Source organism: Ideonella sp. (genome assembly GCF_035254525.1).
Classification (GTDB): Bacteria; Pseudomonadota; Gammaproteobacteria; order Burkholderiales; family Burkholderiaceae_C; genus Ideonella.
This window is the reverse complement of the sequence record NZ_DATFAN010000161.1, coordinates 1-12566: the sequence shown is the minus strand read 5'-3', so window position 1 is coordinate 12566 and position 12566 is coordinate 1. Positions and strand designations below refer to the sequence as shown.

Below are 12566 nucleotides of genomic sequence, written 5' to 3'. Positions count from 1 at the left end.
AGATGGGCTTCCCGGTCTGGAGCAAGGCCATCAGCAGCAAGGGCACGATCAAGGCGACGCTCGGCTCGGTGAACATCCCCATCGTCTGCGCCGGTGCGCTCGTCACCCCGGGCGACGTGATCGTCGCCGACGACGACGGCGTGGTCTGCGTGCCGCGCGCTTTTGCCCCGAAGACGCTCGAAGCCGCCGCCGCCCGCGAGGCCAACGAAGGCGAGAAGCGCGCCAAGCTGGCCAGCGGCGTGCTGGGCCTGGACATGTACAAGATGCGCGAGCCGCTGGAGAAGGCCGGCCTGCGCTACATCGACTGAACCGATTCCCTGCAAGCAGTACCGAGGAGACGTACCCGATGAGGACCTTCACCCGCCGCGCCGCGCTGGCCTTGGCCGCCACGGGCGCGCTGGCGAGCATGCCGACTGCCCACGCGCAGGACTGGCCGACCAAACCGGTGCGCATCGTCACGCCCTTCCCCGCCGGCGCGGGGCCCGAGGCGGTGGTGCGCGTGCTGGCCGAGAAGCTGCAGAAGAAGTGGGGCCAGCCGGTCGTTGTCGAGAACAAGCCGGGCGCCAACGGCTTCATCGCGATCGACGCCTTCAAGCGCGGCGCGACCGACGGCACCGACCTGATCCAGCTCGACAACGTGCACCTCGTCGCCTACCCGCACCTGTTCAAGAAGCTGCCCTATGACCCGGTGAAGGATTTCGAGCAGGTCGCGCCGCTGTTCCGCACCTACTTCTTCGTCGGTGTCGGGGCGGGCAGCAAATACAAGACGGTGGGCGACATCGTGGCCGACGCCAAGGCCCGGCCCGGCGCCCTGAACTACGGCTCGTGGTCGGTCGGCAACCCGGTGCACCTGGGCTCGGCGCTGCTCGAATCGATGACCAACACCGAGATGCAGCACGTGATCTACAAGGAAACATCGATGCTCTACACCGGCGTGGCCAACGGCGAGCTGAACTTCGCGCTCGGCTCGCTGGCCACTGCCGGCCCGCTGCAGCGCTCGGGCAAGATCAAGTTCATCGCCGTCACCGCGCCGAAGCGCCACCCGGCCTTCCCCGATGTACCCACCGTTGCCGAATCCGGCGGCCCGGCCGGCTACGAAGTGACCGGCTGGACCACGCTCGCCGCGCCCAAGGGCCTGCCGAAGGCCGTGGCCGACAAGATCCAGAAGGACATCGAGGCCGCCCTGGCCGAGCCCGACATCAAGGAGCGCTACGCGACCTTCGGCTACGAGACCTTCCCGGTCACGCGCGACCAGTTCAACGCCTTCATCGCCGCCGAATCGGCCAAGTACGCCGACGTGGTCAAGCGGTCGAAGGCCTCGCTTGATTGAGCTCTCGACGAGGAACGCTGCCATGGACCCGAAGCAGTGGAGGATCGGCCTGGTCGGCTACGGTGAGGTCGGCCGCATCCTTGCCGAGGACCTGCGCGCCCAGGGCCTGGCCGTCGCCACCTACGACCTGAAGCTGGGTGATGCGTCGGCCGCGCCACCGCTGCGCGCGCACGCGGCTGCGCATGGCGTGACGCTGGCCGCCACCCACGCCGAGCTGGCGGCGCGCTGCGACTTCATCGTCAGCGCGGTCACCGCCAGCCAGACGGTGCCGGTCGCGCAGGCCTGTGCCCCGGCGATCCAGCGCGACGCCCTCTTTCTCGACTTCAACTCCGCGTCGCCGGGCGCCAAGCTCGATGCCGCCGCGCTGATCGAAGCCGGTGGCGCACGCTATGTCGAGGGCGCGGTGATGACCAGCGTGCCGCCCTACCGCATCAAGGTGCCGCTGCTGCTCGGCGGGCCGCACGCCGAGACCTTGGCGCCGCTGATCAACACGCTCGGCTTCGCGGCCAAGGTCGCGAGCGACCGGCTCGGCGTGGCCTCGGCCACCAAGATGTGCCGCAGCGTGATGATCAAGGGCCTGGAGGCGATGGTTATCGAGAGCTTCACGACCGCGCGCCACTACGGCGTGGAGGATGCGGTGATCACGTCGCTCTACGAAACCTTCCCCGGCATCGATTGGGAGAAGCAGGCCGCCTACTTCTTCCAGCGTGTCATCGAGCACGGCCGGCGCCGCAGCGAGGAAGTGCGCGAAGTCGCACAGACCGTGCGCGAAGCCGGCCTCGAGCCCTGGAGCGCTTCGGGCACCGCCGAGCGCCAGGCCTGGGTGGCCGGCCTCGCCGACGCGGGCCTGTTCGGCACCCGCGGCACGGCTGCGTTTGCCCGCAGCCCCGACTGGCGCACCGAAGCCGACCGCATCCTGAAGCACCTTGCCGCCGACGACTGACATGATCCCTTTCACCAAGACCCCCGGCTGGCTGGACTGGTACAGCGGCCCCAGCAAACCCCGCTTCCAGCTGCCGCCCGGCAGCGTGGACGCGCACTGCCACGTCTTCGGCCCCGGCGACGAATTCCCCTTCGCGCCGGAGCGCAAGTACACGCCCTGCGATGCCTCAAAGCAGCAGCTGTTCGCCCTGCGCGACCACCTGGGCTTCGCCCGCAACGTGGTCGTGCAGGCCACCTGCCATGGCGCGGACAACCGCGCGATGGTCGATGCCTGCCTGGCCTCGGGCGGCAAGGCCCGCGGCGTGGCCACCGTACGCCGCAGCATCACCGATGGCGAGTTGCAGGAGCTGCACGACAGCGGTGTGCGCGGCGTGCGCTTCAACTTCGTCAAGCGCCTGGTCGACTTCACGCCCAAGGACGAGTTGATGGAGATCGCCGGCCGCATCGCCAAGCTCGGCTGGCACGTCGTCATCTACTTCGAGGCGGTGGACCTGCCCGAGCTGTGGGATTTCTTCACCGCCCTGCCCACCACCGTCGTCGTCGACCACATGGGCCGGCCCGACGTGAGCAAGCCGGTCGACGGACCCGAGTTCGAGCTGTTCGTCAGGTTCATGCGCGAGCATCCGAACGTGTGGAGCAAGGTCAGCTGTCCGGAGCGGCTTTCAGTCGCGGGGCCGCGAGCGCTCAACGGCGAGCAGGCCGCCTATCGCGATGTCGTGCCCTTCGCCCGCCGCATCGTCGAGACCTTCCCCGACCGCGTGCTGTGGGGCACCGACTGGCCGCACCCGAACCTGAAGGACCACATGCCCGACGACGGCCTGCTGGTCGATTTCATCCCGCACATCGCGGTGACGCCCGAGCTGCAGAAGAAGCTCCTGGTCGACAACCCGATGCGCCTGTACTGGCCTGAAGAAGCGAAAGGCTGACGATGGCTCTGAACAAACCCTACCAGGACATCCCCGGCACGACGATCTTCGATGCCGACCAGTCTCGCAAGGGCTACTGGCTGAACCAGTTCTGCATGTCGCTGATGAAGGCCGCCAACCGCGAGCGCTTCAAGGCCGACGAGCGCGCCTATCTCGACGAGTGGCCAATGACCGAGGAGCAGAAGCAGGGGGTGCTGACGCGCGACCTGAACCGCTGCATCGCCGCCGGCGGCAACATCTACTTCCTGGCCAAGATCGGCGCGACCGATGGCAAGAGCTTCCAGTACATGGCCGCCAGCATGACCGGCATGACGCAGGAAGAGTACGCCGCGATGATGCTGGCCGGTGGCCGCTCGCCGGAAGGCAATCGCTACATCGGTGAACAGACCGGAGCAAAGAAGTAATGGCCGCCAAGATCACCGCCAGCGTCTACACCTCGCACGTGCCCGCCATCGGCGCGGCGCTCGATCTCGGCAAATCCGCCGAGCCCTACTGGCAGCCGGTGTTCAAGGGCTACGAGTATTCGAAGCAGTGGCTGAAGGACAACCCGCCCGACGTCATCTTCCTCGTCTACAACGACCACGCGACCGCCTTCAGCCTCGAGCTGATTCCGACCTTCGCGATCGGCTGCGCGGCAGAGTTCAATCCGGCCGACGAGGGCTGGGGCCCGCGACCGGTGCCCAAGGTGATCGGCCACCCGGAGCTCGCCGCCCACATCGCGCAGAGCGTGATCCAGGACGACTTCGACCTCACCATCGTCAACAAGATGGACGTCGACCACGGCCTGACGGTGCCGCTGTCGCTGATGTGCGGTCAACCCGAAGCCTGGCCCTGCCCGGTGATCCCGTTCGCCGTCAACGTCGTGCAATACCCCGTACCCTCGGGCCGGCGCTGCTTCATGCTGGGCCAGGCGATCCGGCGCGCGATCGAATCCTTCGACCAGCCGCTGAACGTGCAGATCTGGGGCACCGGCGGCATGAGCCACCAGCTGCAAGGGCCGCGTGCCGGTCTCATCAACCGCGAGTGGGACAACGCCTTCCTCGACCGGCTGATCGCCGACCCCGACGGCCTGTCCAAGCTGCCGCACATCGACTACGTGCGCGAAGCCGGCTCCGAAGGCATCGAGCTGGTCATGTGGCTGATCGCGCGCGGCGCGATGGCGGACGTGGCCGGCGGACCGAAGCCCGCCGTCAAGCACCGCTTCTATCACGTGCCCGCCTCGAACACGGCCGTCGGCCACCTGATCATGGAGAACCCGTCATGAAGACCATCAAGGTTGCGCTGGCCGGCGCCGGCGCCTTCGGTATCAAGCACCTGGACGGCATCCAGAACATCGACGGCGTCGAGGTCGTCTCGCTGGTCAGCCGCGAGCTCGACAAGACCCGCGAGGTCGCCGCCAAGTACGGCATCGGCCACGTGACGACCGAGCTGGCCGACAGCCTGGCCTTGCCCGAGGTGGACGCGGTCATCCTGTGCACGCCCACGCAGATGCATGCCGCGCAGGCCATCGCCTGCCTGAAGGCCGGCAAGCACGTGCAGGTCGAGATTCCGCTGTGCGACAGCCTGGCAGCCGGCGAGGAGGTGGTGCAGTTGCAGCGCGAGACCGGGCTGGTGGCGATGTGTGGCCACACTCGCCGCTTCAACCCCAGCCACCAGTTCGTGCACAAGAAGATCGACGCAGGCGAGTTCCACATCCAGCAGATGGACGTGCAGACCTACTTCTTCCGCCGCACGAACATGAACGCGCTGGGCCAGCCGCGCAGTTGGACGGACCACCTGCTGTGGCACCATGCCGCGCACACGGTGGACCTGTTCGCCTACCAGTGCGGCAGCCCCATCGTGAAGGCCAACGCGATCCAGGGCCCGATCCACCCGGCGCTGGGCATCGCGATGGACATGTCCATCCAGCTCAAGGCGGCGAACGGCGCGATCTGCACGCTCAGCTTGAGCTTCAACAACGATGGCCCGCTCGGCACCTTCTTCCGCTACATCGGCGACAGCGCGACCTACATCGCGCGCTACGACGACCTGTTCAACGGCAAGGAAGAGAAGATCGACGTGTCCAAGGTCGATGTGTCGATGAACGGCATCGAGCTGCAGGACCGCGAATTCTTCGCCGCCATCCGCGAGGGCCGCGAGCCCAATGCGAGCGTGGCGCAGGTGCTGCCGTGCTACCGCGTGCTGCACGAGCTCGAGCAGCAGTTGAACGCCGCATGACCACGCGGCGCATCGGCCCGTTCGCGGTCTCGGCCATCGGCCTGGGCTGCATGAACCTGAGCCATGCCTACGGCCAGCCGCCGTCGTTCGAGGCGGCGCAGGCCTTGCTGCTGCACGCGCTGGACCGCGGCGTGACGCTGTTCGACACCGCGGCGCTGTATGGCTTCGGCACGAACGAAGAACTGGTCGGCCGCGTGCTGTCGCCGCACCGCCGGCAGTTCACGCTGGCCAGCAAGTGCGGCATGACGGGCGTGGACGGCAAGCGCGTCATCGACGGCCGGCCGGCCACGCTCAAGCGCACCTGCGACGAGAGCCTGAAGCGGCTGAGGACCGAGGTCATCGACCTGTACTACCTGCACCGCTGGGACCGACAGGTGCCGATCGAGGATTCGGTCGGCGCGCTGTCGGATCTGGTACGCGCCGGCAAGATCCAGGCGATCGGCCTGTCGGAGGTGTCGGCCGCCACGCTGCGCCGCGCCCACGCGGTGCACCCGATCGCCGCGCTGCAGACCGAGTATTCGCTGTGGACGCGCAACCCCGAGATCGCCGTGCTGCAGGCCTGCCGCGAGCTCGGCACCGCCTTCGTCGCCTTCAGCCCGCTGGCGCGCGGCTTCCTGCCCGGCACGCTGCGCGACGTGAGCACTTTCGATGCGAAGGACATCCGCCGCGCGATGCCGCGCTTCGCGCCCGAGGCCTACGCGGCCAACCTGAAGCTGGCCGACGGCCTGGCCGCGCTGGCCGCCGAGGCCGGCTGCACGCCGGCGCAGCTCGCGCTGGCCTGGCTGCTGGCCCAGGGCGAGCACATCGTGCCGATCCCGGGGACGACGCGCATCGCCCATCTCGACGACGACCTCGGCGCCGCCGAGCTGCCGCTGCCGGTCAGCGTGCTGGCGCGCGCCGGCACGCTGATCAACCCTGACACGGTGCTCGGCCCGCGCTACAACGCCGCGACGCAGGCCGAGATCGACACCGAGGAGTTCTGACGCAGCACTCCTCGGCCGGCGGCATCAGGCGATCTTCACGTACTCGAACTCGCCCGGCTGGTTGTTGATGCCCATGCGCGGCGGCGCGATCCAGCTGGCGTACTTGCCCGGCTCGGTGCACGGCTTCATCAGCGACGCGATGAACGCCATGTCGTCGTCGTTCGGCAGCCATTGACCGATCTGCTCGGCCCACTGGTTCGATGTCAGCAGCTCGCCGGCCGGGCTGATGTGGTGGCCCTTGAACTCGCCGATCTTGCGGTTGAAGCCCTTGTGCGGCTGCGCCATCCTGAAGTCGATGCCGGCCTTCTCGATGACCTTGTTCCAGCGGTCGATGCCGCCCTGGCAATCGGCGATGTAGTCGTCCAGCAGGCGGCAGTTGATGGCCCGCAGCGCCGGCACGGCCTCGTCGACGAGCCGTCCGTCAATGACGCGGGTGACGTTGTAGACCTCGTCCTGCAGCTGGTGGTCGTCTTTCAGCTGCGCCTCGTTGAAGCGGCCCTTCAGGCCCGAGCTGAAGGCCTCGGCGCCGTTGCTCGAGATCTCGCTGCCAAAGAGATCACGCGTCACGCTCATGTGGAAGTTGGCCTTGCGCTGCAGCAGCGGCAGGTCCACCACGCCCAGCGCGCGGATGCGCTCGGTGTCGTACGGGTCGGTGATGCCGGCCTGCTTCATCGCAGCGCAGGTGGCCTCGATCGTGCGCTGCACGCCGGTCTCGCCGACGAACAGGTGGTGCGCCTCCTCGGTCAGCATGAAGCGGCAGCTGCGCGAGAGCGGGTCGAAGCCGCTTTCGGCCAGCGCGGCGAGCTGCATCTTGCCGTCGCGGTCGGTGAAGTAGGTGAACATGAAGAACGACAACCAGTCCGGCGTGCGCTCGTTGAAGGCACCGAGGATGCGTGGGTTGTCCTGTTGGCCGCTGCGGCGCTCCAGCAGGGCCTGGGCCTCTTCGCGGCCGTCCTTGCCGAAGTACTTCACCAGCAGGTAGACCATGGCCCACAGGTGCCGGCCTTCCTCGACGTTCACCTGGAACAGGTTGCGCATGTCGTACAGGCTGGGTGCCGTCTTGCCGAGGTAGCGCTGCTGCTCGACCGACGCCGGCTCGGTGTCGCCCTGCACGACGATGAGGCGGCGCAACAAGGCCCGGTACTCGCCCGGCACCTCCTGCCAGACGGGCTCGCCCTTGTGCCGGCCGCAGGGGATGGTGCGGCCCTCGACCTGCGGCGCGAGCAGGATGCCCCAGCGGTACTCAGGCATCTTCACGTGGCCGAACTTGGCCCAGCCCGAGGGGTCGACGCCGACGGCCGTGCGCAGGTAGACCTCGGCGTCCTGGAAGCCGTCCGGCCCCATGTCCTTCCACCATTCGAGGTACTGGGGGTGCCAGCTCTCGAGGGCGCGCAGCAGCTGCTTGTCCGTCGACAGGTTGACGTTGTTGGGAATGCTCTCGTCGAGCTTCACTTCGACGAAGTTGTCGGCCTGCACGCTCTCGCGCGCCTCGACCAGGGTCTCCACCATCTCGCTCATGCTTGCTCCTCTTGACCACGTCCACAGGGGCCGTTTGACGCCAGCGGGGTCGCAGTGCGTTGCGCACTATCCTGCGAAACGTCAAACGGAGCAGGCACTTTATTGCTTCATTCGGCCGCGAATCTGATCCAGATCAGCAAAATGGCGAATTGTAAGATGCATTATGATTCATCTTCGGCCACATTGGGAGGATCCAGTGGCAGCGCGGTATCCAACTCGATGCGCAGGAACTCGGTCGGGTCCGGCACGCCGCTGTCGCGGCTGCTGCCGGGGTAGTTGTTGTCGTTGATCACCAGCAGCGTCTTCGCATCGAGCACCAGCACGTCCTCGATGGTGACGAAGGGGAAGGTGAAGACGCCCTGCCCGTCCTGGTTCAGGTCGTGCGGGTCGGCCACGTTCATCAGGTCGACCACCTCGGCCTTCGATACGAAGCCGTCGCCGTCGACCGCGTTCAGGTCGATCAGGAAGATCTTCTTGAAGCGCGGCGTCTCGGTGCCGTTGCGCTCGATGACGAGGAACTGGTGGTCGTTGACCGCCGTCATGTCGCCGATGTTCGTGCCCTGCGGGTCCAGCCTGTAGAGCCACTGTGCGCCCGTGTAGGCGGCGCTGGCGATGTCGAAGGCGTTGATGCGCAGGCTGCCGGCCGGGTCGCCCGTCACGGTGCCTTCGAGCAGTGTGAACAGCGTCTTGCCCGCGCCGTCGATCGCCATGCCCTCGAAGCCTTTCGAGCGGCCCAGGTTGGCAGTGCCGCCGTTCAGGTGGGGGTTGTCGGGCGACGTCACCCCCGGCATCGGCACCTCGGTGCGCAGCACCTTGCCGTGCGCGTTGGCCTGCAGCAGGAAGGGGCCGAACTCCTCGCCGAACCACAGCCGGCCCTTGCGGTCCATGCGCACCGACTCGATGTCGAAATCGGCGCCGGTCAGCAGACGCTTCTTGCGGATGGCCTTGTCGACGGGAATGTCGGCGCTGCCGGGGCCGCTGCCCGCATAGGGATAGAACTCGCCGTCGGCGACGAGGGGAAAGCCGATACGGTGCTCGGGGTCGTGCAGCGTGACGAAGCTGTGCGTGTCGAAGCCTGCCAGATCCTGCCCGCTGTCGCGGTCCACCGGCACGACCGTGCCGCTGCCCGCCAGCCCGCTGCCGTCGAAACGGCGGAAGTCCGGCCGCACGCTGTACAGGCGCAACAGCGCATCCGGCGAATTGGCCTTGGTGCCGAAGCCGTTGTCGGGCATCACCCGGAAGGTGCCGGCGCGCGGGCCGGGCAGCACCGCGGAGAAGCCCTGCACCGGCTGCCGGTCGACCAGCGGCAGCGTGCGGCCGTTGGCGCCGCTGGCGAACTGGCCCGAGGTCGGGCCTGGCGCGAAGGTGTCGGCCGGCATCATGGCGAAGCCGGTCAGCGTGCCGGCCGCGTGGGCGCCGGCGGCCATCGTGCAGGCCAGCGCGGCAGCCAGCGGAAGGCGCGCGAGGCGCGCGGGGCGAAATGCGAGAGTCATCGTCGTCCTCCTGGTTGGAGGCGCGATGCTGGCGGCCCGCGATGACAGCGGCGTGAAGCCCTCAGTGCGGCGCGAGCAGGCTGGCCGCCTCGAACGCGGGGTCGGCGAGTTGGCCGGGCGTGGGCGACACCCGCGCATCGAGCAGCTTGCGCGCGAGCAGATGGTCCTTCGACGAATCGATCGTGTCGACCGCGACCAGCACCCCATCGCGGAAGTGCCACAGCGAGAACGGCCCGGCGGCCGGGTCACCGCGCGTGACGCTGGTATCGGCGCCGCTGGACAGGCCGGCCATCTGCAGCTTGTGGCCGAACTGATCGGACCAGAACCACGGCGCCGCCGTGAACGGCCTGGCCTGGCCGAGCAGGCTGGCCGCGGCGGCCTTGGCGCCTTCGGTGGCGGCCTGCACCGATTCCAGCCGCAGCAGGCTCCCGTCCGCCAGACGCCGGGCTGTGCAGTCGCCGGCGGCGACGATCAGCGGGTCACTGGTGCGGCCGTGCTCGTCGACGATCACGCCGCGGTCGCAGGCCAGGCCCGCCGCACACGCCAGCACATCGTCGGCCTGAACGCCCACACCGAGCACCACCGCCCCACACGCGAAACGACGGCCGTCGCGCAGGCTCACGGCCTGGGCCAGGCCGGCGGCGTCGCACTCGATGGATTCGACCGCCGCATCGAGCACGAGCTCCACGCCGTGCGCACGGTGCAGCGCGGCGAACCAGTCCGACAAGGCCGGCACCAGCGCACGCATCAGCAGGCGCGGCGCGGCTTCGAGCACGGTCACCGCCACGCCGAGCTTGCGCGCGGTGGCCGCCACCTCGAGCCCGATGAAACCGCCTCCGATCACGACCAGCGGGCGGCCGGCCTCGCGGCAAGCCGCCAGCCGGGCGGCAATGGCTTCGGCATCGTCGCGCGTGCGCAGCGCCAGCACGTTGGGCGCCTGCGCGCCGGGCAAGGGCAGCCGCCGCGCGACTGCGCCGGTGGCCAGCACCAGGCCGGTGTAGCGCAGGGCCTGCCCGTCCGACAGGCGCAAGGACTGCGCGGCGCGGTCGATCGATTCGACCCGCACCCCCGTGCGCAGCGCGATGCCCTTCTTCGCCAGCACCTCGGGCAGGCGCATCGTGAGCTGCGCCGCCTGCACCTCGCCGGCCAGCCAGGCCTTGGACAGCGGCGGCCGGTGGTACGGCGCGTGCGGCTCGTCACCGATCAGCGTGATCTCGCCCTCGAAGCCACCGGCGCGCAGCGCCTCGGCCGCGGTGATGCCGGCCTGGCCGGTGCCGACCACCACGATGTGCGCGGCGGAGGTCATGCGACCCCCTTGGCGCTTGGCGCCGTCCCCCCGGGGGGGATTTCGCCCTTGGGGCGGCCCGGCGGGCTCATTCCTGCATCTCTGGCAAGGTGACGCGCGCGCCCGCCATCGCGGCGCTCGCCTTGATCTGGCACGCCAGCCGGCTGTTGGGCTGGCGCTGCGCGGCCACGTTGGCCAGCATCCCGAGCTCGCCGTCGGACGGCGGCGGCAGCACGGCCATCAGCAGCTCGTCCACATAGCAGTGGCAGGTGGCGCAAGCGCAGGAGCCGCCGCATTCGCCGAGGATGCCGTCGACGCCGTTCGCGGTGGCGGCCTGCATCAGCGTCCAGCCATCGGGCACATCGAGCGAAGTCTCGCCGCCGTGGGCTTCAATGAAGGTGATTTGGGTCATCTCGTGTCCCTCGCCGTTCACTGCGCCGCCAGCTCGAGCACCAGCGGGCTGCGAAAGGTCGACGAAGGCATCCACGGCAGCTGCTCTTGCAAGCGCTTGTAGTCAGGCACCACGCGGTGGAATTCGTCGAAGGCGATCTTCACCGCCAGCCGCGCGATGGCCGTGCCCAGGCAGGCGTGCACGCCGCCGCCGAAACCCAGGTGGCCGCGCGGCTTGCGGGCAATGTCGTAGACGTCGGGGTTGGGGAACTGGCGCTCGTCGCGGTTGCCCGAGCCGTAGGCCAGGCAGACGAAATCGCCCTCGCGCATGGTCTGGCCGTGCAGCGTCACGTCCTTCATCAGCCGGCGGCGGAAGCGCTGGGCCGAGGTGTTGAAGCGCAGCGATTCCTCGATCGCGTCGGGCAGCAGCGACGGGTCGGCCACCACCGCGCGGCGCGCCGCCGGGTGGTCGGCCAGGTTCAGCGCGAACATCATCATGAAGCCGCCGAGCGATTCGACGCCGGCCATGATCAGCGTGGTCGTGGTCAGCAGCACCTCGCGCTCGTCGAGCCGGTCGCCGTCGATCTCGGCCATGCTGAAGTGGCTGATCAGGTCGTTGCGGGGGCTGGCGCGGCGCAGCGCGATCACCTGCGCGGCGTAGTCCTGCATCCACTGGTAGGCGGACAGGTGCTCCGGCGCCTTGGCCCGCGTGCGCGGATCGCTCTGCACCATCAGCACGGCCTTCTCGCGCACCGTCTGCTCGTCCACCAGGGCTTCGTCGCCGGTGGGCAGGCCCAAGGCCGCCATCAGCACCCGCACAGTGAACTTCGACGAGAACTCCTTGAAGTCGAAGCTGGCCTGGCCGCGCACTTCTTCGGCCGCCGACTTGGCGATGGCGCGAATCGGTTCCGCCAGCGCCTCCAGGTTGCGCTTCATGAAGGCGTGCTGGATCAGCGCACGCATGCGGTCGTGGCGCGGGGGATCCGAGCTGCCGAGCGTCGCACCGGCGCGACCGGGCAGCTCGGTCATCAGGTTGCCGCTGGCCGACGAGTAGGTCTGCCAGTCGTTCAGCGCGGTAACGATGTCGGCGTAGCGCGACAGCACCCACATCTGCGCCTCGGGGCTCCAGAAGCATGGGAATTCCTCGCGCAGGCGCCGGTAGGCCGGGAACGGGTCGGCATCGATCGCCGGGGAATAGGGGTCGAATGTGAACATCGGCTTGTCTCCATATCGGCATCGGGGTCTTGCGCCGTGGGCGAATTCTGCGGACGAAGCGGTCTTTGCGCGCTGGACGGAGCACCCACAAGACTTGCACTTTTGACGTGCACTGGCTGACACTGCGCAGACGATGCCGAAGCGCCGCCCCGCCACCCCGCCCCGCCGCGCCACGAGCCCGCGCGCCGCCTTGCCGGCCTTCGCGCTCTACGGAGAAACCGGCGCGCCCGCCCAGGAGATGCTGCACATCGAGTCGATCCGCTCGCG

Annotated in this window: 12 protein-coding genes and 1 pseudogene; 8 read left to right on the top strand and 5 right to left on the bottom strand. The window is 68.7% G+C overall.

Translation table 11 applies throughout. The features are described from left to right. The 8 genes and pseudogenes from VJ693_RS16410 to VJ693_RS16375 all read left to right on the top strand — a co-directional run. A pseudogene (locus VJ693_RS16410) lies at positions 1–308 on the top strand (4-carboxy-4-hydroxy-2-oxoadipate aldolase/oxaloacetate decarboxylase); the annotation flags it as partial. Between the two features lie 38 nt (positions 309–346). Further along, complete coding sequence (locus VJ693_RS16405) at positions 347–1330, top strand: tripartite tricarboxylate transporter substrate binding protein (protein WP_324155827.1); 984 nt, start codon at positions 347–349, stop codon at positions 1328–1330. A 22-nt stretch (positions 1331–1352) separates the two neighbouring features. Further along, complete coding sequence (locus tag VJ693_RS16400; protein WP_324155826.1) at positions 1353–2273, top strand: DUF1932 domain-containing protein; 921 nt, start codon at positions 1353–1355, stop codon at positions 2271–2273. 1 nt (position 2274) lies between these two features. Further along, the gene (locus VJ693_RS16395; protein WP_324155824.1) at positions 2275–3198 is read left to right on the top strand and encodes an amidohydrolase family protein; all 924 of its coding nucleotides are present in this window, start codon (positions 2275–2277) and stop codon (positions 3196–3198) included. Positions 3199–3200: 2 nt separating this feature from the next. Next, positions 3201–3602, top strand: coding sequence for a protocatechuate 4,5-dioxygenase subunit alpha (gene ligA, locus VJ693_RS16390; RefSeq protein WP_324155823.1), 402 nt, complete (start codon positions 3201–3203; stop codon positions 3600–3602). Next, a complete protein-coding gene (locus VJ693_RS16385; RefSeq protein WP_324155821.1) occupies positions 3602–4462 on the top strand; it encodes a class III extradiol dioxygenase subunit beta in 861 nt (286 codons plus the stop codon). The genes ligA and VJ693_RS16385 overlap by 1 nt, the downstream gene beginning before the upstream one ends. Further along, positions 4459–5415, top strand: coding sequence for a Gfo/Idh/MocA family oxidoreductase (locus VJ693_RS16380; RefSeq protein WP_324155819.1), 957 nt, complete (start codon positions 4459–4461; stop codon positions 5413–5415). The genes VJ693_RS16385 and VJ693_RS16380 overlap by 4 nt, the downstream gene beginning before the upstream one ends. Next, entirely contained in the window at positions 5412–6398 is a 987-nt protein-coding gene (locus tag VJ693_RS16375) for an aldo/keto reductase (RefSeq protein ID WP_324155818.1), read from the top strand. Before VJ693_RS16380 ends, VJ693_RS16375 begins: the two co-directional genes overlap by 4 nt. A 24-nt stretch (positions 6399–6422) precedes the next feature. Here the strand turns inward: VJ693_RS16375 and boxB are convergent, their stop codons facing one another. The 5 genes from boxB to VJ693_RS16350 all read right to left on the bottom strand — a co-directional run bounded on the left by boxB (position 6423) and on the right by VJ693_RS16350 (position 12299). Then, positions 6423–7907 (bottom strand): benzoyl-CoA 2,3-epoxidase subunit BoxB, encoded by a 1485-nt coding sequence (gene boxB / locus VJ693_RS16370; RefSeq protein WP_414652303.1) that lies wholly within the window; start codon positions 7905–7907, stop codon positions 6423–6425. 170 nt (positions 7908–8077) lie between these two features. Then, entirely contained in the window at positions 8078–9409 is a 1332-nt protein-coding gene (locus VJ693_RS16365; RefSeq protein WP_324155814.1) for an esterase-like activity of phytase family protein, read from the bottom strand. Positions 9410–9470: 61 nt separating this feature from the next. Next, positions 9471–10715 carry an NAD(P)/FAD-dependent oxidoreductase gene (locus VJ693_RS16360; protein ID WP_324155812.1) on the bottom strand — a complete coding sequence of 415 codons (1245 nt, stop codon included), beginning with the start codon at positions 10713–10715 and terminating at the stop codon, positions 9471–9473. A gap of 67 nt (positions 10716–10782) precedes the next feature. After that, positions 10783–11106, bottom strand: a complete 324-nt coding sequence (locus VJ693_RS16355; RefSeq protein ID WP_324155810.1) for a 2Fe-2S iron-sulfur cluster-binding protein — start codon at positions 11104–11106, stop codon at positions 10783–10785. 17 nt (positions 11107–11123) lie between these two features. After that, entirely contained in the window at positions 11124–12299 is a 1176-nt protein-coding gene (locus VJ693_RS16350) for a cytochrome P450 (RefSeq protein WP_324155807.1), read from the bottom strand. Positions 12300–12566 lie beyond the last annotated feature (267 nt).

What these genes read in the sequence shown, in the direction of transcription:
- VJ693_RS16405 (WP_324155827.1), top strand. Translation starts at nt 347, where the DNA reads ATGAGGACCTTCACCCGCCGCGCCGCGCTGGCCTTGGCCGCCACGGGC.
- VJ693_RS16400 (WP_324155826.1), top strand. Translation starts at nt 1,353, where the DNA reads ATGGACCCGAAGCAGTGGAGGATCGGCCTGGTCGGCTACGGTGAGGTC.
- VJ693_RS16395 (WP_324155824.1), top strand. Translation starts at nt 2,275, where the DNA reads ATGATCCCTTTCACCAAGACCCCCGGCTGGCTGGACTGGTACAGCGGC.
- ligA (WP_324155823.1), top strand. Translation starts at nt 3,201, where the DNA reads ATGGCTCTGAACAAACCCTACCAGGACATCCCCGGCACGACGATCTTC.
- VJ693_RS16385 (WP_324155821.1), top strand. Translation starts at nt 3,602, where the DNA reads ATGGCCGCCAAGATCACCGCCAGCGTCTACACCTCGCACGTGCCCGCC.
- VJ693_RS16380 (WP_324155819.1), top strand. Translation starts at nt 4,459, where the DNA reads ATGAAGACCATCAAGGTTGCGCTGGCCGGCGCCGGCGCCTTCGGTATC.
- VJ693_RS16375 (WP_324155818.1), top strand. Translation starts at nt 5,412, where the DNA reads ATGACCACGCGGCGCATCGGCCCGTTCGCGGTCTCGGCCATCGGCCTG.
- boxB (WP_414652303.1), bottom strand. Translation starts at nt 7,907, where the DNA reads ATGGTGGAGACCCTGGTCGAGGCGCGCGAGAGCGTGCAGGCCGACAAC.
- VJ693_RS16365 (WP_324155814.1), bottom strand. Translation starts at nt 9,409, where the DNA reads ATGACTCTCGCATTTCGCCCCGCGCGCCTCGCGCGCCTTCCGCTGGCT.
- VJ693_RS16360 (WP_324155812.1), bottom strand. Translation starts at nt 10,715, where the DNA reads ATGACCTCCGCCGCGCACATCGTGGTGGTCGGCACCGGCCAGGCCGGC.
- VJ693_RS16355 (WP_324155810.1), bottom strand. Translation starts at nt 11,106, where the DNA reads ATGACCCAAATCACCTTCATTGAAGCCCACGGCGGCGAGACTTCGCTC.
- VJ693_RS16350 (WP_324155807.1), bottom strand. Translation starts at nt 12,299, where the DNA reads ATGTTCACATTCGACCCCTATTCCCCGGCGATCGATGCCGACCCGTTC.